This is a genomic window from Mesorhizobium sp. M0923 (assembly GCF_040319365.1).
In the GTDB taxonomy this organism is placed as follows: domain Bacteria; phylum Pseudomonadota; class Alphaproteobacteria; order Rhizobiales; family Rhizobiaceae; genus Mesorhizobium.
In genome coordinates, this window is sequence record NZ_JAMYNW010000007.1 from 106,436 (window position 1) to 132,334 (window position 25,899).

The 25,899-nt window shown below is 63.5% G+C and carries 28 protein-coding genes and 1 tRNA gene; 16 read left to right on the forward strand and 13 right to left on the reverse strand.

The features are described from left to right. The first annotated feature begins 239 nt into the window (after positions 1–239). On the forward strand, positions 240–2,090 hold the full coding sequence (locus NKH89_RS14250; RefSeq protein ID WP_352909155.1) for a peptidoglycan L,D-endopeptidase MepK: 1,851 nt from the start codon (positions 240–242) through the stop codon (positions 2,088–2,090). Positions 2,091–2,174: 84 nt separating this feature from the next. Next, positions 2,175–2,248: transfer RNA gene (locus NKH89_RS14255), tRNA-Gln, on the forward strand. Positions 2,249–2,299: 51 nt separating this feature from the next. Here NKH89_RS14255 and NKH89_RS14260 read toward each other — a convergent pair. Then, a complete protein-coding gene (locus NKH89_RS14260) occupies positions 2,300–2,938 on the reverse strand; it encodes a 2-dehydro-3-deoxy-phosphogluconate aldolase (RefSeq protein ID WP_352909157.1) in 639 nt (212 codons plus the stop codon). Between the two features lie 169 nt (positions 2,939–3,107). Between NKH89_RS14260 and trhO the strand changes: the two genes are divergently transcribed. Continuing rightward, the gene (trhO, locus tag NKH89_RS14265) at positions 3,108–4,028 is read left to right on the forward strand and encodes an oxygen-dependent tRNA uridine(34) hydroxylase TrhO (RefSeq protein WP_352481954.1); all 921 of its coding nucleotides are present in this window, start codon (positions 3,108–3,110) and stop codon (positions 4,026–4,028) included. A gap of 22 nt (positions 4,029–4,050) precedes the next feature. Here trhO and NKH89_RS14270 read toward each other — a convergent pair whose 3' ends face one another. Further along, a complete protein-coding gene (locus tag NKH89_RS14270; protein ID WP_023720199.1) occupies positions 4,051–4,410 on the reverse strand; it encodes a YybH family protein in 360 nt (119 codons plus the stop codon). Between the two features lie 277 nt (positions 4,411–4,687). Here NKH89_RS14270 and NKH89_RS14275 point away from each other — a divergent pair, with 277 nt between their 5' ends. Continuing rightward, positions 4,688–5,434, forward strand: a complete 747-nt coding sequence (locus NKH89_RS14275; RefSeq protein WP_023720200.1) for a tellurite resistance TerB family protein — start codon at positions 4,688–4,690, stop codon at positions 5,432–5,434. Positions 5,435–5,657: 223 nt separating this feature from the next. After that, a complete protein-coding gene (locus NKH89_RS14280) occupies positions 5,658–6,413 on the forward strand; it encodes an SDR family oxidoreductase (RefSeq protein WP_352845592.1) in 756 nt (251 codons plus the stop codon). A gap of 102 nt (positions 6,414–6,515) precedes the next feature. Here the strand turns inward: NKH89_RS14280 and NKH89_RS14285 are convergent, their stop codons facing one another. Continuing rightward, entirely contained in the window at positions 6,516–6,896 is a 381-nt protein-coding gene (locus NKH89_RS14285; protein ID WP_023720202.1) for a YciI family protein, read from the reverse strand. 28 nt (positions 6,897–6,924) lie between these two features. Beyond that, positions 6,925–8,109, reverse strand: a complete 1,185-nt coding sequence (locus NKH89_RS14290; protein WP_352909160.1) for a pyridoxal phosphate-dependent aminotransferase — start codon at positions 8,107–8,109, stop codon at positions 6,925–6,927. Positions 8,110–8,191: 82 nt separating this feature from the next. On the opposite strand from NKH89_RS14290, the gene NKH89_RS14295 reads away from it, so the two are divergent. The 4 genes from NKH89_RS14295 (at position 8,192) to denD (ending at position 11,123) form a co-directional block, all read left to right on the forward strand. Then, a complete protein-coding gene (locus NKH89_RS14295; RefSeq protein WP_023720204.1) occupies positions 8,192–8,878 on the forward strand; it encodes a GNAT family N-acetyltransferase in 687 nt (228 codons plus the stop codon). Between the two features lie 13 nt (positions 8,879–8,891). Then, positions 8,892–9,875, forward strand: coding sequence for a cation diffusion facilitator family transporter (locus tag NKH89_RS14300; protein WP_023720205.1), 984 nt, complete (start codon positions 8,892–8,894; stop codon positions 9,873–9,875). Positions 9,876–9,937: 62 nt separating this feature from the next. Continuing rightward, complete coding sequence (locus NKH89_RS14305) at positions 9,938–10,144, forward strand: hypothetical protein (RefSeq protein WP_031194351.1); 207 nt, start codon at positions 9,938–9,940, stop codon at positions 10,142–10,144. A 1-nt stretch (position 10,145) separates the two neighbouring features. Further along, positions 10,146–11,123: a D-erythronate dehydrogenase gene (denD, locus tag NKH89_RS14310; protein WP_352590598.1), complete on the forward strand. Its 978-nt coding sequence runs from the start codon at positions 10,146–10,148 to the stop codon at positions 11,121–11,123. Positions 11,124–11,148: 25 nt separating this feature from the next. On the opposite strand, the gene NKH89_RS14315 is transcribed toward denD, so the two are convergent. The 4 genes from NKH89_RS14315 to NKH89_RS14330 form a co-directional block, all read right to left on the reverse strand. Next, entirely contained in the window at positions 11,149–12,303 is a 1,155-nt protein-coding gene (locus tag NKH89_RS14315; RefSeq protein WP_352482093.1) for a nickel/cobalt transporter, read from the reverse strand. Then, positions 12,300–12,968, reverse strand: coding sequence for a DUF1007 family protein (locus NKH89_RS14320; protein WP_352494723.1), 669 nt, complete (start codon positions 12,966–12,968; stop codon positions 12,300–12,302). The genes NKH89_RS14315 and NKH89_RS14320 overlap by 4 nt, the downstream gene beginning before the upstream one ends. Before the next feature lie 86 nt (positions 12,969–13,054). Continuing rightward, complete coding sequence (locus NKH89_RS14325) at positions 13,055–13,954, reverse strand: LysR family transcriptional regulator (RefSeq protein ID WP_023720210.1); 900 nt, start codon at positions 13,952–13,954, stop codon at positions 13,055–13,057. 1 nt (position 13,955) lies between these two features. After that, positions 13,956–15,155, reverse strand: a complete 1,200-nt coding sequence (locus NKH89_RS14330; RefSeq protein ID WP_352909162.1) for an amidase — start codon at positions 15,153–15,155, stop codon at positions 13,956–13,958. Positions 15,156–15,718: 563 nt separating this feature from the next. Between NKH89_RS14330 and odc2 the strand changes: the two genes are divergently transcribed. Continuing rightward, the gene (odc2, locus tag NKH89_RS14335; RefSeq protein WP_023720212.1) at positions 15,719–16,852 is read left to right on the forward strand and encodes an ornithine/lysine decarboxylase; all 1,134 of its coding nucleotides are present in this window, start codon (positions 15,719–15,721) and stop codon (positions 16,850–16,852) included. Between the two features lie 134 nt (positions 16,853–16,986). Beyond that, positions 16,987–17,550, forward strand: coding sequence for a GNAT family N-acetyltransferase (locus NKH89_RS14340; RefSeq protein ID WP_352494790.1), 564 nt, complete (start codon positions 16,987–16,989; stop codon positions 17,548–17,550). Positions 17,551–17,601: 51 nt separating this feature from the next. On the opposite strand, the gene NKH89_RS14345 is transcribed toward NKH89_RS14340, so the two are convergent. Further along, positions 17,602–17,886 carry an SCP2 sterol-binding domain-containing protein gene (locus NKH89_RS14345; RefSeq protein ID WP_023720213.1) on the reverse strand — a complete coding sequence of 95 codons (285 nt, stop codon included), beginning with the start codon at positions 17,884–17,886 and terminating at the stop codon, positions 17,602–17,604. A gap of 260 nt (positions 17,887–18,146) precedes the next feature. On the opposite strand from NKH89_RS14345, the gene NKH89_RS14350 reads away from it, so the two are divergent. Next, the gene (locus tag NKH89_RS14350) at positions 18,147–19,928 is read left to right on the forward strand and encodes a chloride channel protein (RefSeq protein ID WP_352494726.1); all 1,782 of its coding nucleotides are present in this window, start codon (positions 18,147–18,149) and stop codon (positions 19,926–19,928) included. A 256-nt stretch (positions 19,929–20,184) separates the two neighbouring features. Then, complete coding sequence (locus NKH89_RS14355; protein ID WP_352909164.1) at positions 20,185–21,294, forward strand: TauD/TfdA family dioxygenase; 1,110 nt, start codon at positions 20,185–20,187, stop codon at positions 21,292–21,294. 38 nt (positions 21,295–21,332) lie between these two features. On the opposite strand, the gene NKH89_RS14360 is transcribed toward NKH89_RS14355, so the two are convergent. Next, entirely contained in the window at positions 21,333–22,343 is a 1,011-nt protein-coding gene (locus tag NKH89_RS14360; RefSeq protein ID WP_352909166.1) for a nucleoside recognition domain-containing protein, read from the reverse strand. 67 nt (positions 22,344–22,410) lie between these two features. Here NKH89_RS14360 and NKH89_RS14365 point away from each other — a divergent pair, with 67 nt between their 5' ends. Next, the gene (locus NKH89_RS14365) at positions 22,411–22,863 is read left to right on the forward strand and encodes an Lrp/AsnC family transcriptional regulator (RefSeq protein WP_023720217.1); all 453 of its coding nucleotides are present in this window, start codon (positions 22,411–22,413) and stop codon (positions 22,861–22,863) included. A gap of 225 nt (positions 22,864–23,088) precedes the next feature. Further along, entirely contained in the window at positions 23,089–23,487 is a 399-nt protein-coding gene (locus NKH89_RS14370) for a GFA family protein (protein ID WP_023720218.1), read from the forward strand. A 90-nt stretch (positions 23,488–23,577) separates the two neighbouring features. Here NKH89_RS14370 and NKH89_RS14375 read toward each other — a convergent pair whose 3' ends face one another. Then, positions 23,578–24,141, reverse strand: coding sequence for a GNAT family N-acetyltransferase (locus NKH89_RS14375; RefSeq protein WP_023720219.1), 564 nt, complete (start codon positions 24,139–24,141; stop codon positions 23,578–23,580). Positions 24,142–24,342: 201 nt separating this feature from the next. After that, positions 24,343–24,513: a GNAT family N-acetyltransferase gene (locus tag NKH89_RS14380; protein WP_352482095.1), complete on the reverse strand. Its 171-nt coding sequence runs from the start codon at positions 24,511–24,513 to the stop codon at positions 24,343–24,345. Between NKH89_RS14380 and NKH89_RS14385 the strand changes: the two genes are divergently transcribed. Further along, on the forward strand, positions 24,442–24,675 hold the full coding sequence (locus tag NKH89_RS14385; protein WP_352481969.1) for a hypothetical protein: 234 nt from the start codon (positions 24,442–24,444) through the stop codon (positions 24,673–24,675). The two genes, NKH89_RS14380 and NKH89_RS14385, sit on opposite strands and share 72 nt — an antisense overlap. Positions 24,676–24,708: 33 nt before the next feature. Here NKH89_RS14385 and NKH89_RS14390 read toward each other — a convergent pair whose 3' ends face one another. Continuing rightward, on the reverse strand, positions 24,709–25,890 hold the full coding sequence (locus tag NKH89_RS14390; RefSeq protein ID WP_031194356.1) for an arabinose transporter: 1,182 nt from the start codon (positions 25,888–25,890) through the stop codon (positions 24,709–24,711). Between the last annotated feature and the right edge of the window lie 9 nt (positions 25,891–25,899).

Sequence of the window (25,899 nt, forward strand, 5' to 3'; positions counted from 1 at the left end):
GCGCCAAAACATGATCTAAACCAGCGGTTTACCAAGATATCCTGCGCAATATTTTTGGCGGGATATCGCCACGGTGTTACCGCATTTCGGCTTCAATAAGCGATGATTAACCATTAGGATCGATATTCGGATGCACATCTAACGCATCCGTTTGGTCAAATCCGGGGACAAAACGGCAGCCTGCAAGGCCTTTTGATTTGAACAGAATCGAACGACACAAAAACGGGCGGCATTATCACATGAGCGTCTGGCCGAGATGGCTGGCAGCGGTGATTGTTGCCGTCGGGTTCCTTGCAGCGGCGGCAACCGGCGCCGGCGCCGAGACACGTTCGCTGAAGCTCTATCATCTCCACACGCATGAAAAGGCGGAGATCGTCTACAAGCGCAACGGCCGCTACGATCAAGCGGGCTTGCGAAAGATCAACATCATCCTGCGCGACTGGCGTCGCAACGAGCCGACCAAGATGGATCCGCGCCTGCTGGACCTGGTCTGGGAAGCCTATCGGGAGAGCGGCGCCACCGACTATATCCAGGTCGTCTGCGGTTATCGTTCGCCGTCGACGAATTCGATGCTGCGCAGCCGCAGTAGGGGCGTCGCCGAGAAGAGCCAGCACATGCTCGGCAGGGCGATGGATTTCTACATTCCCGGTGTGCCGCTGAAGAAGCTGCGCGACATCGGCCTCAGGATGCAGGGCGGCGGCGTCGGCTATTATCCCAGCTCCGGCTCGCCCTTCGTGCATATGGATGTCGGCAATGTGCGCCACTGGCCCGGCATCAGCCGCCAGGAACTGGCGCGCGTGTTCCCCAACGGCAAGACGCTGCATGTGCCGAGCGACGGCAAGCCGCTGCCCGGTTATCAACAGGCGCTCGCCTCCTACAAGGCCCGTAAGGGCGCCGGCGCGCCGGCCATCGAACTGGCCAGCGCAAGCGGCGGTGGAAAAAAATCCCGCGGCTTCCTGGCAGCCTTCTTCGGCGGCGGCGACGACGAGGCGGACGACAGCGCCGATGTGGCGATGGCCGAGCCAGCGCCAAAGCCCCGTAACGTGAAGCCAGCGCCGTCGGCCAAGAGCAGCAATCTGCCTGGCATCGCCATCGTGGCGCCTCGGGATGCCAAGCGTGCCGAGATTCCGGAAGTCGCCGATGCTCCGGCGCCTGCGCCTGAACCGGAGAACGACACGCCGGAGACGATCATCGCGGCATTGCCGGCGCGCAGCATTCCGCTGCCGGATTTTGCTCCGCGCCCGAAGGCCGACATCGGTGCCCAGCCGCCTGAAAACGTTCCGTTCGGCGTGGCGGATGCGACTGCATCCACCGAACAGGCGGTGGCAACCGCGCAAGCGCCGGCAAGTGTGGCGTCGGCAAGTGTTCCGTTCGGCATGGCAGACGCGTCGGCTACGGCCGGCCCGGTGCAGGTCGCGACAAACAACATTCCCGTGCCGAGTTGGCGGCCCGATCATTCGCTGCCGGCCGATCTTTCGTCGGCTGGTCTTGCGCCGCAGGACAAGCAAGTATTGCTGGCGCTCGCGAGTGCGGCCGAGCGGAGCAACACCGCCACCGATGCATTCTCGGTATTGCCGTCGGCGCGGCCCGACAGTTCGCAGCCCGACGAGGTCAAGGCCGTTCTGGAACGGGTCAGCGCGACCGACGAATACAAAGTCGCTTCGCTTTCCGAGCAAGCATCGGTGTTCGAGGAACCGGCGAGTGACGACGCATCGAGCGACGGGGCGTCGCCGCGCAAGGCCATCGTTGCCCGCCCGGCCGGCTCCGACCCGACGGCCGTCATCGGCGCGGGCGTGAAGACCACACGCAAGGAACCCAGGGCCACCGCCCGCGACCTGAAACCAGGCCCCAAGCCGGTGGTGGTCGCTGCCGCGCCGCAGGCTGCCCGTTGGGCGCTGCACAGCGGCGAGTATGTCGCGACCGTTTCAGACGCGACAACGGCGCCGCGCTATGCTTACGACTTCGTCCGTACGGCACCGAGCGAGGTCTATACCGTCGGCTTCCAGCCGGGCAACGAGATGGCCGACGCAAACCGGTTCACCGGCAAAGCCGTCAAGTTCATGTCGGTTGCCCGCTTCAAGACCGAGTAGGCCGCGCTGGGCACCTCGCGCGTCTGCCTCCACCGCCGGCACTGGCTTCCTTCATCCAGGGATGCTAACCACTGGTCGGCATTCTCCCGCTTCGTCTAATGGTAGGACAGCGCCCTTTGAAGGCGTGAATCGTGGTTCGAGCCCATGAGCGGGAACCAGCTGGCGAACCAGATCGGCCAGATCGGCGGCGACTTTTGATGCAGAAGATGCTAGCGCCGGAGCTTGCTTGCCGCGCGCGCCAAGGCTTCGATCTCGTCCCATTTGCCGGCCTTGACCAGATCGTCCGGCGCCACCCAGGAACCGCCGACGCAGATGACGTTGGGCAGGCTGAGATAGTCGGCGGCATTCTGGCCGGTGATACCGCCGGTCGGGCAGAATTTCACGTCGGCGAGCGGCGAGGCGAAGGCCTTGAGCGAGGCGATGCCGCCCGACTGTTCGGCCGGGAAGAATTTCAGAAAGCGCAGGCCGGCTTCGCGCGCGGCCATGACCTCTCCCGGCGTGATGGCACCGGGCAGCAACGGCACTTCGCTGTCCTTGGCTGCCGCGAGAAGCTCGCGGGTGATGCCGGGGCTGACGATGAACTTCGAACCGGCGGCCGCCGCCTCGCCGAACTGGCGGGCGTCCAGGATGGTGCCGGCGCCGACGACGGCGTCTTCGACCTCGCCCGCCACCCGGCGGATCGCCTCCAGCGCGTCGGCGGTGCGCAGCGTAATCTCGATCGCCGGCAGGCCGCCGCGGGCCAACGCCCGGGCCAGCGGCACCGCGTCGGCGGGATTGGCGATCTTCAGCACCGGTATGACCGGCTGGCCGTTGAGGAGCGACAGGAGCTTTTCGGTCGTGCTGGGCATTCGTCGTCTCTCCTCTGTTGATCAAGTCGACCGGTTAGCAGAAGGCGGTTTTTCTGTCCACGAAACGCGGCGTGTCGCGATGTCACGCGTGGTGTTCGAAACCCGTCGCGGGCAGACCGCTCCCGGCTCTGCCTTGATCCGGCTGTCGTGAGCGTTTAGTGGCTTGGAGATGACACTGTCCGGCCAAGCCTTCCGTGTTGCCGCGCTTTACCGCTTCGCCCGGCTCGACACCTTCGAGGCGCTGCGCGCGCCGCTCGCCGCCTTCTGCTGCGCACGCGGCATCAAAGGCACGCTGCTTTTGGCGCGTGAGGGCATCAACGGCACGGTCGCCGGCAGTGAAGCGGCAATCGCGGCGCTCATCGGTCATCTCGAATCCATCGAAGGTCTCGCCGGCCTCGAGATCAAATACAGCAGCGCCGCAGCGATGCCATTCCACCGCATGAAGGTGCGGTTGAAGCGCGAGATCGTCACCATGGGCGTGGACAATATCGACCCGGCGGCAGGTGCAGGCACCTATGTCGCGCCGGCCGACTGGAACGCATTGATCTCGGATGCAGGCACCATCGTCATCGATACGCGCAACGCCTACGAGGTATCGCTCGGCACCTTCAAGGGCGCTGTCGATCCCGCCACTGCCAGCTTTCGCGAATTCCCGGCCTGGGTCGAGCAGCATCGGCATGAGCTCGAGGGGCGCAAGGTCGCCATGTTCTGCACCGGCGGCATACGCTGCGAGAAGGCGACGGCCTATGTGAAGTCGCTTGGCTTCGAGGATGTTTTCCACCTCAAGGGCGGCATTCTGAAGTATCTCGAAGACGTGCCCGCCGAACAGAGCCTCTGGCAAGGCGAATGCTTCGTGTTCGACGAGCGCGTTTCGGTATCGCACGGGTTGGTCGAAGGCGAGGCCGAACTCTGCCGCGCCTGCCGGCATCCGCTAGCCGCAGAAGACCGGCTGTCGCTGGAATATGCAACCGGCGTTTCATGCCCGCATTGCTTCGATGCCCGCTCGGAGGAGGATCGCGCCCGCTATGCCGAGCGCCAGCGCCAGGTCGAGCTGGCGCAAGCGCGCGGCGATCGTCACATCGGAAGTTAGCTTCACGTCAAGCAACTTCACATTAAGCAACAGAGAAGCGATCGATGACCCACAGCCATGTCCCGTCGTTCTGCCGGCGTGCGACCTCGGTGGTGATCGTGCCGTCGGGAAGCCGGGTCGAGGTGAGCGCGAGGTCGCCATTGATGACAGCCGGACGCTGATCTCCGGACTGAAATTTTCGGCCGGTTGCGGTGATCTCCGCGAACAGCGTTTGGATGGCTTCGCGGCCGAACGTCAGTTGTCCGCCACCGCTGTCGATGACTGCATGCGGCTCAAAAAGCGCGGCCATGCCGTCAATGTCTCCGACCCATTGCCGTGAAATCAGCAGGCGCTCCAGTTCCTGGGGATCGCGTGCCGGCTGGCGGTCAGTCTCATCGGTCATGCCAGGCTCCTCGCAAGCGACATGCCGCGACATTACTCGAAGTCGGGGCTGGTTTCGACACTTCCAAGGTCCACAGCACTGCATGTTTTTAGGGTGCGGAAGGAGGCTGAAGCAGTTTGATTTCCGTGTGAAATCCCAGCAGATGTCGGTGCGAGGTCACGCGTGGCAGCGGGCAAAAGGATGCACCGCGTCATTGTAATGTCAAACTGCGGGACCTAGGTCTTCGACGTGCAAACCTGCCCGCGCACCTTCGGCCGGGCCAATTCTGGAGGCATAGATGTTCGATCCCAAGAAGCTCCTCGACGACCTGCTCGGCTCGCAAGTTCCCGGTACCGGATCGACCGTCCGTGACAAGGCGGGGCAGGCGGTGCAGATGGCCAAGGACAATCCGCTTGCCGCCGGTGCGCTGGCCGCGGTGCTGCTCGGAACCGGCCCAGGCCGTCAGGTCACCGGTGCGGCGGTGAAGCTCGGCGGCCTGGCCGCGATCGGCGGCCTCGCCTACAAGGCTTACCAGAACTACAAGAGCGGCAACGCGCCGGCCGAAACGCAAGCCGCCGGTGAACCGGAATTGCTGCCGCCGCCGGCCGATACCGCCTTCCATCCGTCGCAAGCGCCGCAGGGCGAAGACGAATTCACGCTGACGCTGGTCAGGGCGATGATCTCGGCGGCGAAGGCCGACGGTCATGTCGATGACGAAGAGCGGCAGAAGATCGCCGGCAAGCTCAGCCTCGCCGGCGTCGGCGCCGAAGCGGAGAAATTCCTGATGTCGGAACTGGACGCGCCGCTCGATCTGGATGTGCTGATCGCCGGCGCCAAGACCGATGCGCAAAAGCTGGAACTCTACACCGCCTCGCGTCTTGCCATCGATCCGGACACGCGGGCCGAACGCGGCTATCTCGACCTGCTTGCTGGCCGCCTCGGCCTGCCGGACGCGCTGGTCGACCATGTCGAGGCGACGGTGACGGCGGCGAAGGTGCCGGCAGCGGGCAGCACGGCCAAGCCGGTGACCGGTTCGCGCTGGTAGCTTGAAGGGGAGAGCCTCGGAGCGCTCGGCGGCATTCGCGTTAGCTCTCGTTAATCCGGTGAGCGCATGATTTCAGGCAGTCGGATCGGCTTTCCTCCTCCCAAGGCCGGTTCGGATCAGGGGCGGTCGCCAATGGCCGCCCTTTTTGCGAGCACAGGCCTTGGGCCGGCTTGCCATGGTTCCCGTCATTTGCGATGCCTCATCCCTTTCAGGGAGTACAGCCATGAGCGACTATAAAACCGCCATCGTCACCGGCGCCGGTACGGGCATCGGCAAAAGCGTCGCCACGGCGCTGCTCAAGGCCGGCTGGAATACGGTCTTCTGCGGTCGCCGCAAGCCGGTGCTGGAGGATGCGATCGCCGCCGCCGGGCCGACACAGGCCAAGGCATTGGCGGTCGCCTGCGACATCAGCAAGGCCGATCAGGTCGACGATCTGTTCGAGACGGTGGCAGCGGCCTTCGGGCGCGTCGACCTGCTCTTCAACAATGCCGGCACGAGCTACAAATCGACATTGATCGACGATATCCCGGTCGAGGTGTGGAACGACATCGTCGGGGTCAATCTCACCGGCTCGTTCCTGTGTGCTCGCGGCGCGTTCGGCGCCATGCGCAGGCAGCAGCCGATGGGCGGCCGCATCATCAACAACGGCTCGGTATCGGCCTATGCGCCACGGCCGGGCTCGGTGCCCTATACGGCGACCAAGCACGCCATCACCGGGCTGACCAAGACGCTGGCGCTGGACGGCAGGCCCTTCGACATTGCTTGCGGTCAAATCGACATCGGCAACGCGCTGACCGACATGGCGCAAGCGATGACGGTCGGCGTGCCGCAAGCCAACGGCACCATTGCCGCCGAAGCGGTGATGGATGTCGAGCGCGTCGCCGATGCCGTCCTTCACATGGCCAGCCTGCCGCTCGACGCCAACGTGCTGTTCATGACCGTGATGGCGACCAAGATGCCGTTTGTCGGCCGCGGCTAGTCTCAGCCCGGTCGCGTTCGACCGGCCTCATGCGACGCGCTTTAGGTTCTTGTTTATGCATGTCGTTATCACAAACCGCTGCACACTTTTGCGCGACATGCATTAGGGCCGCGTGACGGGAAGCGGCACGCCGGGAAGATACAGCGAAATCGGGCGGATTTCGTAGACGGCGGTCGGATTGACGCGGCGAAGGTCGCGCGCAATGTCGACAGCGGCGTCACGGTTGGCGCAGTCGACAACATAGAGTCCCAGCAATTGTTCCTTGGTCTCGGCGAAGGGGCCGTCAACAACCATTCCGGTGCCTGGCCCGCGCAAGGTGCAGGCGTCTTGTGTCGCGCCGAGCCGCGCCGCCGGTCCGAGGGTGCCTTGCCGGTAAAGCCGATCGTTGATCTGGAGAAGATCGGTCATCAGCGCCGAATCCTGCTCCGGCGTCAGCGCCGTAATCGCTTCTTCCTCGTGATAGGCTAGAATGGCATAGAACATCTGGCGTCTCCTTTCGTCGATCGTGGCCTCACTTCGTCAGAAACGTCTCGATCCGCTCCAGCGCGCGCAGGATGTTCTCTTCGGAATTGGCGTAGGATAGCCTGACATAGCCTTCGCCGAGAATACCGAAATCGGGGCCGCCGATCAGCGCCACGCCGGCATCCTCGAGCAGCGCCGAGGCGAGCTTCTTGGCCTTCCAGCCGGTCTTGGAAACATTGGGGAAGGCATAGAAGGCGCCTTTCGGCGTAATGCAGGAAACACCGGGCAAGGCATTCAACCCCTCGACCACGACCTTTCTGCGGCGGTCGAAGGCGCGCATCATCGTGTCGACATCGTCCTGCGGGCCGTCGATGGCGGCTATGCCGGCATACTGGCTCGGCGCGTTGACGCAGGACCAGCAATTGACCGCCAGCTTGCGCACCTTATCGTAGAGATGCGCGCCCTTGTCGCCGTTCGGCCAGATCGACCAGCCCATGCGCCAGCCGGTCATTGCCCAGGTCTTCGACCAGCCGTTGAGCACGATCAGCCGGTCGCGGATTTCGGGGAAAGCGAGCAGCGAACAATGCGTCTCGCCGTCATAGGTCATCACGTCGTAGATCTCGTCGGAAAGGATGGCGACATCCGGGTGCGCTTGCAGGCCCTTGACCAGCTTCTCGATCTCGGCGCGCGGTGTGACGCCGCCGGTCGGATTGGCCGGCGAGTTGAGGATCAGCAGCCTGGTCTTCGGCGTGATCAGCGCCAAGGTCTCCGCGGCCGAAAAGGCAAAGCCGTTCTCCTCGCGCATCGGCACCGGGATGGGGGCAGCACCGGTGAACTCGATCATCGAGCGGTAGATCGGAAAGCCGGGATCGGGATAGAGAATTTCGGCACCCGGCTCGCCAAACATCAGGATCGCCGCGAACATGGTCGGCTTGCCGCCGGGCAGGATCATCACCGCTTCCGGCGAGACTTCGACGCCGGTGGTGGCCAGCGTGCGGCGTACCACCGCTTCGCGCGTCGCCAGCAGGCCGTTGGCCGGCGTATAGCCGTGATGGCCATCGCGTAGCGCCTTGATCGCGGCCTCGACGATATGCTGCGGCGTCTTGAAGTCGGGCTGGCCGATGCCGAGATTGACAATGTCGCGGCCCTGGTGGGCAAGTGCAGTGGCACGCGCCAGCACTGCGAACGCATTTTCCTCGCCGAGGCGGTCGAAGGCCGAAATCGTGTGGAGCATTTTTCCCGTCCGTGTGGTTCTTTCAGAGAGCGTGCGTTTTTGTGAGCGTCCGCCCGCAAAAGTCAAACGGATTGGAGTTTCGGTGTCGGAAAATCTCAAGAATTGGCAACCGCGCCCGCGGCCCGAACGCAAGTTGCTGGAGGGGCGCACTGTCAGGCTGGAGCCGCTCAACGCCGAAAAGCACGGCGACGGCCTGTTCGAGGCCTCGTCAGTGGTCGATGCCGGCGGCCGCTTCGCCTGGCTGTTCGACGACCCGCCGCAGACCCGCGCCGCCTTCCAGCCATGGCTGGACAAGGCCGAAGCCAGCGATGACCCGCTGTTCTTCACGGTCATCGACAAGGCCAGCGGCAAGGTCGCCGGGCGCCAGACGCTGATGCGCATCGATCCGGCCTATGGCGTGATCGAGATCGGCAACATCTATTGGGGACCGCTGATCTCGCGCAAGCCGGCGGCGACGGAAGCGCAGTTCCTGTTCATGAAGTACGTCTTCGACGAGCTTGGCTACCGCCGCTACGAATGGAAATGCAACAATCGCAACGAGCCGTCGAAGCGCGCGGCGGAACGTTTCGGCTTCAAGTTCGAGGGCGTTTTCCGTCAGCATCTTGTGGTCAAGGGCGAAAACCGCGATACCGCGTGGTATTCGATCATCGATAAGGAATGGCCTGATCTGCGCAGAGCCTATGAGGCGTGGCTCGATCCTGCCAATTTCGACAGCGATGGCCAGCAGAAGCGGCGGCTCGAGGATTTCCGCGCCGAGTTTGGCGCGTAGCAGGAGCTCATAGATGGCGCATACCCACGACCATGCCGCGCAGGGCCACGACCACAGTCACGGTGCCGGGCATGTGCATGGCTCGACCGACAAGAAGCGCGTGCTGATCGCGGCTTGCCTGACCGCCGGCTTCATGGTCGTCGAAGCGCTTGGCGGTCTCCTGACGGGATCGCTGGCGCTGCTGGCGGATGCCGGCCACATGCTTGCCGACTGCATTGCGCTCGGCCTTGCCTGGTATGCCTTTCATCTTGCGAGCCGGCCGGGGACCGTGCGCCTCACCTACGGCTTCGGCCGGGTCAAGACACTGGTCGCCTACACCAACGGCATCGCCATCTTCGCCATTGCGCTGTGGATCGTCTATGAGGCCTGGGGGCGTTTGCTGACGCCTGAGCCCGTGCTCGGTGGGCCGATGCTGGTCGTTGCGATCGCCGGCCTTGCGGTCAATATCGGCTCTTTCTTCGTGCTGCATGGCGGCGACCGCGACAGCTTGAACATGCGCGGCGCCATCCTGCACGTGCTCGGCGACCTGCTTGGCTCGGCCGCGGCGATCATCGCGGCGCTGATAATCCTGGCGACGGGCTGGACGCCTATTGATCCGATCCTATCGGTCCTTGTCGCGCTGCTGATCCTGTCCACGGCATGGTCGCTGATGCGCGAGGCTGCCCACGTCCTGCTCGAAGGCGTGCCGGCAAGCCTCGACCGCGACCTGATCGCGAGGGACATCGAAGGCTCGATCAAGGGCGTGCGCGAGGTGCATCACATGCATGTCTGGTCGATCGACGGTTCCAGCAACATGGCGACGTTGCATGCCTGCCTCAATGACGGCGTCGACGCGCATATGGCGGTCAGCGCGATCAAGAAACGGCTTGCGCAGGAGCATGGCATAGCCCATGCCACCGTCGAACCGGAATTCGGCCAATGTGCCGACAGCCATGAGCATGATGGCGAGCACGATCACGCGCATGATGCGGCACCGCACCGTGGCCACTATCACTGATTTCGGGAGTTCCTGGTATTGGCAACGATCGACATGAACGCCCGCTACCCTGGGGCCGCGTGATGGACCGCGACACCCGCAATGCGGCAATCGGCGCCGCCTGGATTTTGCTGCTGTTCGGCATCGCAGCCTATTATCTTCCAACCGTGATGCTGGCGGTCGGCAACGTCTCGACGGTTCTTGCCGGCGTCGTCGCCGCGATCTTCATGGTGGCAATCTTCGTCGTGTTCTGGCTGCGTAGCCGCAGCCAGCGCAAAAAGGGAAAGTGACATGCGCATTCTGATTACCGGCGCGGCAGGCATGGTCGGCCGCAAGCTCATTGCCCGGCTGGCCAAGGACGGGACACTCGGCGGCCGCAAGATCGCCGCGCTCGACCTTCACGACATCGTGCCACCGCAGGCGCCCGCCCTCGAAGGCGTCAGCATCAGCGTCCACACCGGCGACCTTGCCGCGCCGGGCGCGACGACAAATCTGGTCGCGCCGCGGCCCGACGTGATCTTCCATCTCGCCGGCGTGGTGTCGGGTGAAGCGGAGGCCAATTTCGATCTCGGCTACCGCGTCAATCTCGATGGCACAAGGGCGCTATTCGATGCCGTCCGGCTGGCGGCATTTGCGCCGCGCCTCGTCTTCACCTCATCGATCGCCGTGTTCGGCGCGCCGTTTCCCGAAATCATTCCGGACGAGTTCCACCCGACGCCGCTGACCTCTTACGGCACGCAGAAGCTGATGGGCGAGGCGCTGCTTGCCGACTATACCAGGCGTGGCTTCTTCGACGGCATCGGCATCAGGCTGCCGACCATCTGCGTCAGGCCGGGAAAGCCGAACAAGGCGGCCTCGGGTTTCTTCTCCGGCATCATCCGCGAGCCGCTGAGCGGCCATGAAGCCATCCTGCCGGTGCCGCGCTCGGTCGTCCACACACACGCCAGCCCGCGTTCGGCGGTGAATTTTTTGATCCATGCGGCTGGAATTGACGGCGCTGCAGTCGGGCCGCGCCGCAACCTGACGATGCCGGGCGTCGCCGTCAGTGTCGGCGAACAGATCGAAGCGCTGGAACGTGTTGCCGGCGCCAAGGCGGTCAAACTGATCCGCGAGGAGCCCGACGAGACGATCTGGGCGATCGTGAAGGGTTGGCCGACACGCTTCGAGGCGCGGCGCTCGAGGGAGCTTGGCTTCGCTGCGGAAACGAGCTTCGACGAGATCATACGCGTCCATATCGAGGACGAGTTGGGCGGCAGGATCCCTAGTTAAAGCACCCCGATCGGGCGCAACGAGGTCAGGCGCCAGTCAGGCTGGCCGATAGCAGCAGCAGACCGAACAGGAAGACGAAGGCGGCACCGCCGATTTCGACGAAGGAATGGATGCGGTTGCCCATGCGGCCGTCGCCGGCGAAATACACCGCCCAGTTCTTCGCGGTGACCGCAAGCGTCGCCAGAGCCGAGACGGTGATTGCGGTGCCTAACGCCATGGCCAGCACCGACAGGATACCGCCGAACCACAGCCCATTTAGCAAGGCGAAGCTCAGCACGATCAGCGCGCCGGAACAGGGGCGGATACCGACGGCAGCCACCGCCGACCAAGCCGTGCGCCAGTCGAAGCGATCGCCGGAAAGCAGCGCCGGGTCGGGCGCATGCGAGTGCCCGCAGGTCTCGCAGACCTCCCCCGCCGCATGGCTGTGGTGATCGTGCGCAGCATGGGCGTGGTCGTGTGCGCCGTGGTCATGATGGTCATGCGCATGGTCGTGATCGTCATGCGCATGAAGCGCGTGGGAATGTGCCGCATGGGCATGCGCGGAATGTGAATGGCCGGCATGTGAATGGCCGGCATGGGCAGCCGAGAGGCTGTAGCCGGGATTTGCGCCGAACAGGCGCAGGATGGCCGGGCCAGCCTTGCGCCACAGCAGCCAGGCGCCGAACAGGGTGACGAAGACATAGCTCATGATTTCGAGGAACCATGCGGCGTCGGTCATCGATATCGCGGTGCCGCGCAGCACGAAATAGGCGAGCAGCATCACCACGATCGCGGTCAGCGCCTGCAGCAGGGCCGAGACGAAGGACAGCATGATGCCGCGCCGGAGCGCCACTTCATTGGCCACCATGTAGGATGAGATCACCGCCTTGCCGTGACCGGGGCCGGCAGCGTGGAAAATGCCATAGGCAAAGGACAGGCCGATGAGCAGCCACATCTTGCTGCCGTCCTGGCGCATCGCCTTCATCGCGCCGGCAAGCGCATGATAGAATTCCTGCTGGCGCAGATTGATCCACATCAGGATGTGGGCGAACGGGCCGGTGGCGGTTGGAGCCATGCCGTCATTGGTGCCGATGCCGAGCGAGCTCTGGGCGTGGGCGGAGCCGAGAAAGTGCGTCATCACAAAGGCGGCGGCCAGAAGACCGACTGCCAAACGCAGGGACGGTTTCGTCACTGGATCTATCCTTCCGGCTGACAGGTCAGTTCAAGCTTGGTGGCAAAGATCTTGCTCATGTCGGTGCCCGTCGGATCGTTGAAGAACGCGTCGGTCAGGGTCTTCTGGTTCTGGGCGATCGCCTCATCCGGATTCGGGCGGACAACCTTGCTGGTGCAGGTCGGCGGCAGGCCATCGACCTGCAGATGGGCATCCTCGGTGAAATCGATCGCGGTGTAGAAGGTCGGGTCGTACACCCCGATGTCGATCTTGCCGCTGAGCTTGATCGGCGCCTTCGGTTCAGATTCGAACAGGATGATCAACTGGTCGTTGTCGAAATTGGCCATCAGCTGCGGCGGCGGGGTCATTGCCACGTCCTTGCCGTCGACGGTGACGAGCTGGAAGTAGTTGAATTCGGCAAGCGAGGCATGGACGGTGTCGGCAACATCCTTCAGCTCCTTGTCGTCGAGCTTCAGGTCGGAATTCTTGTCGAACTCCATCATCACCGTGCTCGAAAACAAGTCGTCGAAGCGCCAGACATGGCGCAATGCCTTCACAGTTTGGTGATCCGGGCCGAGGACCACTTCGAGCCGTGCCTCGGCGAAGACGTGGGGATGCACCTCGGCCGGTCCGACGGCGGCGATAGTCGCGGTCAAGGCCGAAGCCAGCATGATTGCTTGCTGTTTCAGGTGCATTCTCGGTCGCGATTCAATCGGCTTCGGTGAATTGCCGACAGTTACCAGAAAGGGGGCGAAAATGGGACCGCAAGCCGGCTGAAAGCTCATGCGGTGTCCAGCGCCTTGAACCACTGCACCAGGAAGTCGACGAATACGCGAACTTTTGCAGGCAGATAGCGCCGGTGCGGATAGACGGCGAAGATGCCGCCGCCGGGCAGGATGCGGTCATCCAGCGCAGTCACCAGCTTGCCGCTTTCGATGTCGGGCGCGGCGATGAAATCCGGCAGGATGGAAAATCCCAACCCAGCCACGGCAGCGGCCCTTGCCGCCATCGGGCTGTTGACCTCGATCGGGCCGGAAACCGAAACGCTCACGGTATCGCCGCTGTCGCCCTTGAACGGCCAGTTGGTGAGCCAGCGGCCATTGGTGTCGATGATGCAAGGCACGCGGGCAAGGTCTTGCGCCCTGACCGGCATGCCGTGCTTGGCGATCAGTTCGGGAGACGCGCAAAGCCGTACCGAAAATGGCGCCAGGCGCCTGGCGATCAGCGAGGAATTCTCCAGCCGCGAAATGCGCACCGCCAGATCGAAACCCTCCTCGACTAGATCGACGAAGCGATCGTCGAGATGAATGTCGAGGACGATGTCGGGATGCTGCTTGGCGAAGTCGATCAGCGATTGGCCGATCGGCGCGTCGGCGAAAGTACGCGGCGCCGACAGCTTGATCCTGCCGCGCACGTCGCCGGAGGATTCGCGCACCGCATCGGCAAGGCTGTCGACCTCGCGCACGATCTCCGAGGCGCGCCGGTAATAGGTATGGCCGGCCTCGGTCAGGGAGAACTGCCTGGTGGTCCGGTTGAGCAGCAGCGCGCCGAGCTCGTCCTCGAGCTCGCGCACGTATTTCGACAACAGCGCCTTGGAGCGGCCGATCTTGCGCGCCGCCGCCGAAAAGCCTTCGGCCTCGACCACGTCGATGAAGGCACGCATGCGGGTCAGCGTATCCATGTCATGCGCCTCCTTGGCGGGCTGAAAGGATGCGGGCGGCCAGCGCAATCAGCTGCCGGTCGCTGTTCTTCGGACCGAGCAGCGAAAGTCCGAACGGCGCGCCTTCGGCTCTGCCGAGCGGCAGCGTGATTTGCGGAAAACCGGACAGGCCGGAAAGGCATAGCAGTCTCAGCGCGCGCTCGCGATAGGTCTGCAAATCGTCGAATGTCGCGGCCTTGAGCGGCGCGGCACCCGGAGCGGTCGGAAGCACAAGAACGCCGTCGTGGCCAAGCAGGCCGGCAAGTTCGAGGCGAAACGAAACGCGACGTTCCGTTTCGTGCTGCGCGGTTGTCGCGCTGATGGTCGCGCCATGCTCGATGCGCTCCTTGACGCCGGGGCCGAGCATGCGGTCGCCGCCGGCGATCCAGGCGCCGTGGCTTTGCCAGGCTTCATAGCCCTGCAGCTTACGGAAGCACCAATAAAGATCGTCGATTGAATGCGACAGCGGGCCAACGCTGCGCGGCGCGCCCAGCACCGACGCGACACTGCGGACCATGGCGCGATATTCATCCGCCTCCAGCGGGCCGAGCACGAGGCTGTCCAGCGCGTCGAGGGCAAGAGGGCGTACCAGTTCGTGGCGATGCGGATCGTCGCCGAGCAGCACCGTGCCGACCTTTTCGTAAGTGACGATATCCCTGGCGAACCAGCCGAACGTGTCCAGCGAAGGCGCCAGCGGCATGGTGCCGTCGAGCGGGATGCGGCCATGCGTCGTCCTGAGGCCGATCAGGCCGCAGAAGCTTGCCGGCGCACGGATCGAGCCGCCGGTGTCGGACCCGGTGGCGATGTCGGCGAGCCCGCCGGCTACCGCCGCGGCAGAACCGGAGGATGAGCCGCCGGTGACGCGGTCGGGTGCCGCCGGATTGATCGGCGACGGGAAATGCGCGTTCAGCCCCAGCAGGGAAAAGGCGAGTTCGTCGGTCTGCGTCTTGCCGACGAAGCGTGCGCCCGAATCAAGCAGCGCCTGGACGGCCGGCGCGGTCGCCGTGGCCGGTGAAGCTTCCCGGTATTTCTGCGGATTGCCGCAGCCGGTGCGGTAGCCGGCGACGTCGAAGATATCCTTGACGGCCAGCCGCAAGCCGACAAGCGGGCCGGATTGCGCATTGGTAACAGGGGCTTGATCAAGGTCGAGAAAAGCGTTCAGCGGGCCGCGAGTGCCTGTCATGCGTTCGATATCCGGATGTGCTTGCCGCAGCATTGTTCTTCTGGTTGCCGCAGCATTGTTCGATGCCACAAATTTTACAACCTGCCATACGATTTTTATTGATTGTGAAATCTTTCGCTCTTATATCGCGCTTGCCCAAAGTCGCACGTGCCTGTGGGTGTCCGCCGATCCTCGAATGGTGAGGGATATCGGTAAGGTAACTGGAGCCAACCCCTCCAGTCGGTTTAGCGGCCAACCGCCAACCGAGGACACCTTGAAGCAACGACGGTGCGGGCCTTTCTGGTGTTCTGCCGGTCGTCCAAAGACCGGGGTTACTGAAGAGGCACACCTTCATTGCCGGCAGTGCGGACGGGTCTCCCATCCAAGCCAAGGCAGACAAAGCGAACCGAGGCCGGGCAAGGCCAAGGTTCACCGCCGCGAGACGGCGCTTCATGGTTCCGGGGTCTCCACCGGCTGGTTCCATGGATTTCCGTCCCGCCTTTGTCCACCGCGTGTTCGCGAGGCCGAGAGCCCGCGTCCGCAAGCCTTTGTGCGCGCCGAAAGGCGCTGATGGAGAGACCCCGATGGCTACCCAGCGCATCCTTGATTTCCTCGCTACCCGACGTCCGAACGGCCCGTGCCTCGTCGTCGACCTCGATGTGGTGCGCGACAATTTCCGCGCCTTCGAGAAGGCGCTTCCCGATTCCAAGATCTACTATGCGGTGAAAGCAAACCCGGCGCCGGAAATCCTGCGCCTGCTTGCTGCGATGGGCTCGTCCTTCGACACCGCTTCCGTTGCCGAAGTCGAGATGGCGATGGACGCCGGTGCGCCGGCGGACCGCATCTCCTTCGGCAACACCATCAAGAAGGAGCGCGACATCCAGCGCGCCTACCAGCTCGGCATTAAGCTGTTTGCGGTGGACTGCGTCGAGGAGGTCGAGAAGATCGCCCGTGTCGCTCCCGGCGCTCGCGTGTTCTGCCGCGTCCTGACCGACGGCGAGGGCGCCGAATGGCCGCTGTCGCGCAAGTTCGGCTGTGTGCCGGCGATGGCGGTCGACGTGCTGCGCCATGCCAGGGCGCTCGGCCTCGATGCTTATGGCGTGTCGTTCCATGTCGGCTCGCAGCAGACCGACCTGACCGCCTGGGACCGCGCGCTGGGCGACGCCAAGAAGGTGTTCGCGACGCTCGCCGACGAAGGCATCGTGCTGAAGATGGTCAATATGGGCGGCGGCTTCCCGACCCGCTATCTCAGGGATGTGCCGGTGGCGCAGGCCTATGGCCAGGCGATCTTCTCGGCGCTCAGGAAGCACTTCGGCAACGCGATCCCCGAGACGATCATCGAGCCGGGCCGCGGCATGGTCGGCAATGCCGGCGTCATCAAGTCGGAGGTCGTGCTGATCTCGAAGAAGGCCGACAACGACAATGTGCGCTGGGTGTTCCTCGACATCGGCAAGTTCGGCGGTCTCGCCGAGACGATGGACGAGGCGATCCGCTACCCGATCGTCACCGCGCATGACGGCAGCGAGACCGCGCCTTGCGTGCTCGCCGGCCCGACCTGCGATTCGGCCGACGTGATGTACGAGAAGACGCCGTATCCGCTGCCCTTGTCGCTGACCATTGGCGACGAGGTGCTGATCGAGGGCACCGGCGCCTACACGACGACCTACGCGTCGGTTGCCTTCAACGGCTTCGAGCCTCTCCGATCCTACGTGATCTGACGGTTCGAAAGAACCGATCAGATCATCCCGAGGTGGGCGCCTGTCGCCCGCCCGGGCTCGCCTGTGGAACAATCCCCTCGTGAAGGATCGCGGAAGTGGACGTTTTGGATTTCATTGTTGAAGGCGCCGCGGGGATGTCCCCCTCGAGGGGGGAGAATGCCGGCGCTTTTGTCATCACTGCCGAAACCGCTGCCGATATCGGTGCGCGCGAGGCTTTGCTCGATCGCGCCATGGGGCCGAAGCGCCGGAAGAAGTCGTCGGAAAAGCTGCGGCGCGGCCGCCGGCCTTCGGAGGGCCTTGCCTTTGTCGCGCGCGATGCGTCGGGCGCTGTTGCCGGCACCGTGCGGCTGTGGGACGTGGTGCTGGGCGAGGGCGGCAAGGCAGCGCTGCTGCTCGGCCCGCTTGCGGTCGACCCGGCGCTGAAAAATGCCGGCATCGGCTCGGCGCTGATGCGCCATGCAGTGACTGAGGCCGAGCGGCTTGGCCATGCGGCGATCCTGCTGGTCGGCGACGCACCCTATTACGAGCGCTTCGGGTTTTCGGCCGCAAAGACCGGCTCGCTGGCCATGCCGGGGCCTTACGAGCGGCACCGCCTGCTGGCGCGGGAACTGGTGGTCGGCGCGCTCGACGGCGCGCAGGGCACGTTGAAGGCGGCCGGGCGCAAGCTGAAGGCGCAGCGGCTGTCGCTCGCTGCCTGATGGTTCGAAGCCGCCGTCGTCGCGCGCGGCGGCTTGTCTCACCTTAAGCGATCAGCCGATCAGCTGGCTGAGCGCCATGGCGACGCTCATGTCGCCTTCGACCTTTATCTTGCCGGACATGAAGGCCATGGTCGGGTTGAGATCGCCTGATATCAGCGAGTCCAAATCGTCGAGCGACAGCTGTATGGTGCAATCTGCCGGTGCATCGGTGGTCGAGACATCGGCGCCGTCGATGACGATGACGCCGTCGCTGCCGGTGTCGAATTTCACGGAGCGATCGAACCCGGCGCTCGCCACGCGCGACCTGATCTTGTCGGCAATCTCCTGAACGCTCATGGCGGTTCTCCTCGTCTGGTTGCGTTTGTCGCGCCTTGGCGCTTCGACCCGGCCGAAGCCGCTTGCCTGGTTTTACAGCCACGGTCGGCGCATATAGCTTCGGGTTGACGTTTACGTCAACGCGGTTCCCCGAGCTGAAGATGGGCTTTATCGCCGCAGCATCACGCGGGCATGACACCTTGGCGGCCGGCATTGTTGCCATGCAAAGCCGCCGGGCGTATCAGGCACCACTCCCCTTTTGATATCGGCGAGCCGCCCCGGTGCTTTCCAGAAACGAACCGCAAGTCTATGCCCGCCGACTGCGCGCGGTGCTGATCCGATCGATCCCGCTGCTCGAGGCGCGCGGCATCGCCGTCGTCATTCTGGCGGCTTTGGTCGGGGTGATAGCGGGTGCGCTGGTCACCGGCATGAGCGAACTGGTGCAGGTCCTGCATGGGCTTATGTTCGGCGTTCAGCCCGGTGGTCGGCTTTCGGCGATGTTTTCGCTGCAAAGGCCGGAGCAAGCGCTGATACCGGCGATCGGCGGCATCCTGCTCGGGCTGACGGTGATCTGGCTGAGAAAGCGGAAGTTCCGCACGCCGGTCGATCCGATCGAAGCCAACGCCCTTTACGGCGGCCGCATGTCGCTGACCGACACTTTCATCATCGCCGGGCAGACGATGATCTCGAGCGGCTTCGGCGCTTCGGTCGGGCTCGAGGCCGGCTACACGCAGGTGGGTTCCGGCCTGGCGTCGCGGCTGGCGCGCTTGTTCAGGCTGCGCCGCAACGATGTCCGCATCCTCGTCGGCTGCGGTGCGGCCGGCGCGATCGCCGCCGCCTTCGATGCGCCGCTGACCGGCGCCTTCTACGGTTTCGAGCTGGTCATCGGCATCTATTCGGTCGCCAATGTCGCGCCGGTGATGGCCGCCGCGATCTCGGCCTCGCTGACCGCCGAAATGTTCGGCGGCGTGCCGTTTCCGCTGGAGCTCGCGGGTCTGCCGGCGCTCACCGTCAGCCAGTATTTGCCGTTCATGCTGCTCGGGCTTTTGGGTGGCGGTGCTTCGATCGCCATCATGCATCTGGTGAGCCTGATCGAGCGCATCTTTGCGCGGCTGTCGATCGACGCCTCGTTGCGCCCAGCCATCGGCGGCGTGATGGTCGGGCTGCTGGGGCTGATCACGCCGCAGGTCCTGTCCAGCGGCCATGGCGCGCTGCACCGCGAATTCGCGATGAATTACGGGCTGGCCGTGGTGGCCAGCGTCTTCGTGCTGAAGCTGTCGGCGTCGGCGATCTCGCTCGGCTCCGGCTTCCGCGGCGGGCTGTTCTTTGCCTCTTTGTTCCTCGGTGCCCTGCTCGGCAAGATGTTCGCCGGCGCGATGGCGTTCGTCTCGCCGGCGACCGGCATCGACCCCGCCGTCGCCGCCGTCGTCGGCATGACCTCGCTCGCCGTCGGCGTCGTCGGTGGCCCGTTGACGATGACCTTCCTGGCGCTGGAATCGACCCGCGACCTGACGCTGACCGGCGTGGTGCTGGCCGCCTCGCTCATGGCGGCGATCCTGGTGCGAGAAACGTTTGGCTATTCCTTCTCGACATGGCGCTTTCACCTGCGCGGCGAAACCATCCGCAGCGCCCATGATGTAGGCTGGATGCGCAGCCTGACGGTCGGATCGATGATGCGCAAGGATGTCCGCACCATCGACGCCTCAACGACGCTTGCAACATTCCGCAAGCAGGTGCCCCTCGGTGCCTCGCAGCGCGTCATCGCGGTGGATGCCGAACTGCACTATGTCGGCGTGCTGATCGTCGCCGAATTGCACAGCCATTTGTCGGATGACGAGATGCCGGTGCTGTCCTTCGCCAAATTTAGGGATGCGGTGCTGGTGCCGAGCATGAACGTGCAGTCGGCGGCCGAGACCTTCCAGCGCGCCGGCGCCGAGGAATTGGCAGTGGTCGAGGATTTCACCGACCGCAAGGTGGTCGGTTTGCTGACCGAAGGCCATCTGATGCGCCGCTATGCCGAGGAACTCGACAAGGCGCGGCGCGATCTGTCGGGCGAGGGGTAGCCGAGAGGGGATGGCGATCCCGCTGCATTTAGCTGGACACCGCCGGCGAATGACCGCTACCATCGCGGTGGCTTTGAACCAGATTTCATCTGGAGCCAGATTCCGCCTGGAGATGGCGTGCTCGAAGAACCGAACAGAAATCCCGGATCCCATCGCTATGGGAAGCCGAGCTTGTGGTGGCCACCACCGTTGGGTTGACGGCCTGCGGGCCTGATCCAAGCTGAAAATCAAATTCTGTGTTCAGAGAGACATCATCATGAATACCCTGCTTTCCGTGGAAGCCCGGGAGACCGCGCTTGCCGTGACTTTCGTGTCGGGCGAAACAGTCTGCTACCCCTGGCTTTGGCTAAAGGACAATGCACCATCGGCGTTTCACCCGCAGACCGAAGAACGAACTTTCGACCTGACCAGCGTAGACCCCTCGCTCAGACCCATCAGCGTGCGGGACAGGGGCAGCGCTGTGGGCATTGTCTGGCAGAACGACCAGGCTGAGGAGGAATTCCCGAGCCAGTTCTTTGAGTCCTACCGTCCCGGCAGAAAGCGGGACGATCCGGCCGACATCGCTCCGAAACTCTGGGACGCCTCAATCAATCTTGAAACCATGCCGCGTCACGCCGGGGACATCTTGCAAAGCGATGCCGATCTGCTCGCCTGGCTGAAGGCAACGGCTGCATACGGGCTGTCCATCGTCGATGGGCTTGACGATGATCCCGATGCGGGGCGGCGTGCGGCCGAGCGGATTGGTTTCCTGCGCCAGACAAATTTCGGCACGATGTTCGAAGTCGTGTCGATGCCGAACCCGAACAATCTGGCCTATACGCCGGTCGCCTTGCCGCTACACACCGATCTCGCGAACCAGGAGGTGCCGCCCGGCTACCAGTTCCTGCATTGTATCGCCAATGACGCTGAGGGCGGTGGATCGATCTTTGCCGACGGGTTTGCGGTCGTCGCCGCGCTACAGGCGGAAGATCCGGAAGCCTACCGCCTATTGTGCGAGATCGAGATCCCCTATCGTTTTCACGATGAAAACTACGATCTGCGCGGTCGGTTTCCTGTGATTGTAACGCAACGCGACGGGGAAGTGACGGAGTTGCGGTTCAACGCCCATCTTGTCGATGTCATCGACCTTCCCTCCGACCTATGCGCGCCCTTTTATGCGGCTTATCGCAAGCTGATGATGATGATCCGCGGGCCGCGTTTCCAAATAGCCTACCGCCTGAAGGCCGGCGAAATGGCGGTCTTCGACAATCGCCGGGTGTTGCATGGCCGCCAATCGTTCAACCCGAACACCGGGCCGCGACATCTGCGCGGATGCTATGTCGATCGTGGTGAGTTTCAGAGCCGAATTCGCGTCCTGTCCCGATAGCGGCACGACACACATGTCGGCCGCTGTGCAAGGAGGGCTCACGTCAACGGCCCGCTAATCGCCGGCTCCGAAATCCGATTGTGCGAACTGTCTTCTTCCTTGTGGAAGAGTGTCTTGAAGAAAAGAGCGTCGGGAACCGCATTGATTACTTTTGCGATCACGGCGGTCGCGAGCACGGCAAACGCTAGGCGACCGAGAAGCACGCTCGTGACATCGGCGCCAAGTGCGACAACGACCAACGTGTCCTCAATGAGGCTATGGGCAAAACCCATGAACACGCAGGCGAGGAATATCTGACGCGGCTCCGCGCTAGGCGTGCGCGCCTCGCGGATCAGCAGTCCTGGGCCATAGGAAATCCCGAGAAACAGGCCGACAGCGGCGAGAGGTACCGTCTGCTTTTCGATGCCGGCGAGCCGAAAGAGCGGTGCAAGCCCTCTGTTCATCCACTCCAAAATGCCCGCCATCTTGAGAAGCTCGATAACCCAGCTTAGCGCAAGCAAAACGATGAGCATGATGCCCAGGGTTTTGACTGTGCCCAGGAGAAAGCCGCCCCAGTCGGTGCTTTCATTCGTCGGCATCCACGCCGGCGCCACCGGTCCTGACAGCCATCCGGTCACGGCGAATATCTGATGCAGAAGGACAGCAAAGACCAAACCCCCGCCAATACGAAGCGCCGCGGTGACCAGGAAGCTCGGCCCGGTCCTCTGAATGATCCGTTGCTCGATCGGAATGGCATGTGCAAACAGCAAGAGAGCCGAAAGAACCGTCATGTCGGCAGTGCTGAGCGCCGAAACCGGAACCAAGGTGAATACGATCACAAGCGCGCCCCAGATCCCGACCAGCAATCCCGTCAGCCAGGCAAAGGCGAGTTCAGGTGGCAACCCCACCTGCAACATGAGCGGGGAGAAGAACGGAGAAATTGCCTGGATGACGCGAAGGTCCTGCAGGAGCCGCGTGGCTATCGCAACCGGAACGATCACGCGAACCAGCTCCCAGTAGATTTCAAGCGTTTCCAATGTCTTGCGATAGAAGGCGGCGCAAATTGCCATCATGCTGCTCCATCATCCCTGGAGCCATTGGGGTACCTGAGACGCTTCGCATTTGAGCGCGACCGAGATGGACAAGATCGACAGAAGGCTTCTCAACCTGCTCCAGGATGATGCCTCACGAACGAACGCCAAACTGGCGGGGTTAGTCGGGCTTTCCCCTTCGAGCTGCCTGCGCCGCATACGACGACTGAAGAAAAGCGGCGTCATCAGCCGCGTTGTCGCGCTTCTCGCACCTGCAAAGGCTGGCCGGGGCTTGAAAGCGATCGTCACCGTCGAACTGGAGCGTCATGGCGAGCAGTATATGCGGGACTTTCTCGAGTTGGCCGCTCAGGAACCGGCCGTCACTCAGGCCTACAGCGTGAGCGGCGAAACCGACGCCGTCCTTATGCTCCGCCTGACGGATATGGAAGAGTTCGATGCGCTATGCGAGCGACTGTTCCGAGACCGAAGCAACGTCGCGCGATACCAAACGATGTTCGTGATCCGAACGGCCAAAGAAGTGACCGCAATTCCACTGTAGTGTTCGGGTTGCGATAGACCTGCTAGGCCGTGAATTCAGCGGCCCGGCGAAGAAACTTTACGAACTTTCAATATGCCGCAAAGGCGGTAGTGAAGGAACGCCTAGCGCACGCTAGGACAATCGCTGGCGCCGAATGTCGGAATTGGGCGCCAGCTCGACGCATTTCATGGCGCCTCCCTCACGCCCAGGCATGAAGCTGTCCTTGTTGACTCAAGGAGAATTTGCATGCGTGGTCATTGCTTATGTGGCGCTATTGCTTTTGAAGTCGATGGCCCGGCACAGGCCTGCGTGGTCTGTCATTGTGAAAGTTGTCGGCGGCAATGTTCTGCGCCGATGACCTCCTATATTGGCGTCTTGAACGGCCAATGGCGATGGCTGAGCAAGCTACCGAAGGTATTCAACTCTTCTCCCGGTGTGGAAAGAACATTTTGCGATCACTGTGGCACGCCGCTGTCCTTCCGCTCAAAGAACATGTCTGATGTCATGCATTTTTTTGCGGCAGCGATGGAGGAGCCAGAAAAATTTGCACCTACGCTGCATGTCGCCTTTGAGGAGAAGCTCCCTTGGTTGAAGCTCGCCGACAACCTGCCGACCCGTTTTGGGCCTGACTACACGAAAGACTAGGATCTGCTCGCATCGAGACAAACGGCGGAAGCTGAGGACAGCGTCCGGAAGCGAGATGATACCCCCGTCTGTTCAAACGGCGGTCAAACATTATCGATCGTGGCTGCTCTCGACCTGCTTGAGCGGCAGCAGGTAGGCGATGATCTGCTGATCGCCGAGAGCTGGATCAAAGCCAATAACGTCGGATGCGAAAAGGTCGTGGGCGGGGCGTCTCTCGAAGCCAAGGCTCTCATACAGCTTGCATGCAGACGTCATGAACGAGGCGGTGTGAAGCGCAAGGCCGCTCGAGCCCTGCAGACGCGCTTGCAAGACGCACCATTCGCAAAGCACGCGGCCATATCCGCGGCCCTGTGCCGAGGGAGCAACCGCGAGGGTCCTGAGGCCTGCCAGCCCGGGCGGCCAGCCCATGCGGTCAAAGGCGGCATCGGCGTAGTAGGTGACCGTCCCGACGAGCTGTCCCTCGGCTTCGAGCACCGCGACGCTAGCCTTCGCCCATCGCCCCGCGATATCCCGCGCGTCGTTCACGTAGGGCTCGAAGATGTGTGGCGCCAGAACGGGCCGTAACGATGCGAAGGCGTCGGAGACGAGCCCGCCAATTTCATCCAGTTCCTGACGGCTTGCCAGCCGGACGCGTGGCTTGGATGCGATTTGCATGCATGTTCTCACTGCACCAGTAATTGGACGATATGTAGGGCGTTGTGTGCCCCTCCGGCTGGCTGGACTTCGCCCGGCTTCGGCCGTGTCCCGCAGCGCGATTCACCCGGAGAGATTCGCCTGCCACAATAATCACCGGCAGCAAGATTCCAATGGACCTGAGCCGTCGAGCCGCGACGAGGAGTTAATCGGCGGAGTACCTCAAGCTTTCGGTAACAGTTTGCTCATGCTTATGCGCTCCTCGACCTCGTATCCGCACTTTCGGTAGAACCCAAGAACCGTCGAATTGGAAGCGACAATTTGGAGGTTGATCTTTATGCAACCAAGGCCGGCGAGCCGCCTTTCGGCCTCATGGATGAGGGCCTCGCCGATCCCTTTTTGGCGATGGGACTGCAGGGTAGCGATGCGCGATATCTACCCTCGATGGCCGTCATACCCGGCCATGATCGATCCGACGACCTGATCGGCCTCTATCGCCACCAAAAGCAGGTTCGGCTGATGCCTCAGCTTCCCGCGAAGCGGGAGCGATCGTAGTTGCGCGACATCTCGAGCCCAGACTATCCGGCTCTATAGTGGAGCGTTACGGCGACCCAGCAGCAGAGCGATGCCCAACGCCGGAAGCGTCGCCATCGCGACGGCGAAGAAGACGAATTGCAGCCCGGCCGATGCGGCGACCAAGCCGAGCGCCGGACTGCCGAAGCCGAGCGCCACGTCGAGGAAGACGGTGTAGAGTCCCATGGCCAGGCCGCGGCTGCGTGGCGGAAGACGGCTCACGGCCTCGGCACCGAGGCCGGGATAGACCAGCGAGTAGCCAAGGCCAGTCAGGCCCGCTCCGATGGCGGCTAGAACGGGCCCGGGCGCAAGCCAGATCAGCATCAGCCCTGCAGCCTCGACAGCCACGAAGATCATGGCGACCCGTGCGCCCCCTAACCTGTCAGGCAGGTGGCCGAAGCATAGCCTTGCCACGATCAGCGACGCGGCATAGGCCGTGAAGGGAAGCCAGACCGGCTGCCAGCCCCGCTCGGCAAAGAGCAGCGCGCCGAAGGCCAGAATCGCACCATAGCCGAGACTGCTGAAAGCTGCTCCCACTCCGGGAAGCCAGACCGCTTGCGCCACGCTCCTCCATGACTGCGGCACGCTGCTCGCGGCGGCGCTGGCGCCGCGCATCGGCAGGATGGCAAGCAGCGTTGCAAGCGGCAGGACGATCGTCGCCAGTGCGATCGCGGTGAAGCCGCTCGCCGCATAAAGCGCAGATCCGATCGGCGCGCCTAGCGCGAGTGCTGCGAACATCGCCGTGCCCACCCAGGCTATGACCTTTCCGGAGTTCTGTCCGCCCGCAAGGGAGAGGCCCCAGGCGACGCCACCGGTGATGATGAAGCTCTCAGACGCGCCCAGTACCGCCCGGCCGGCGAACAGCGCCGATGCGGACGCCACCGGCCGGTCGAGCAATGTCAGTGAGCCGAGGTAAAATAGCCCCGCCACGGCAGCGGCAATGAGGCCGACGACGACGGCCCTCTTGCCGCCGCGCCCATCGGCATAGTTTCCAGCCCCAATGCGCGACAGCATCGAGGCGACGAACTGGCTGCCAGTGACCAGCCCGACCGCGAAGGGGCCGAAGCCGAGCTGCTGGTGAAGATGCAGCGGCAGGACGGGTAGCGCCAAGCCGATCAGGAGGAAGCCGGCGAAGACAGCCGCCATGATTGGCACCAGTTCCGCTATCGCGCCATTTCGGTCTGAAGTCCGCGCCATTGTGGCCAC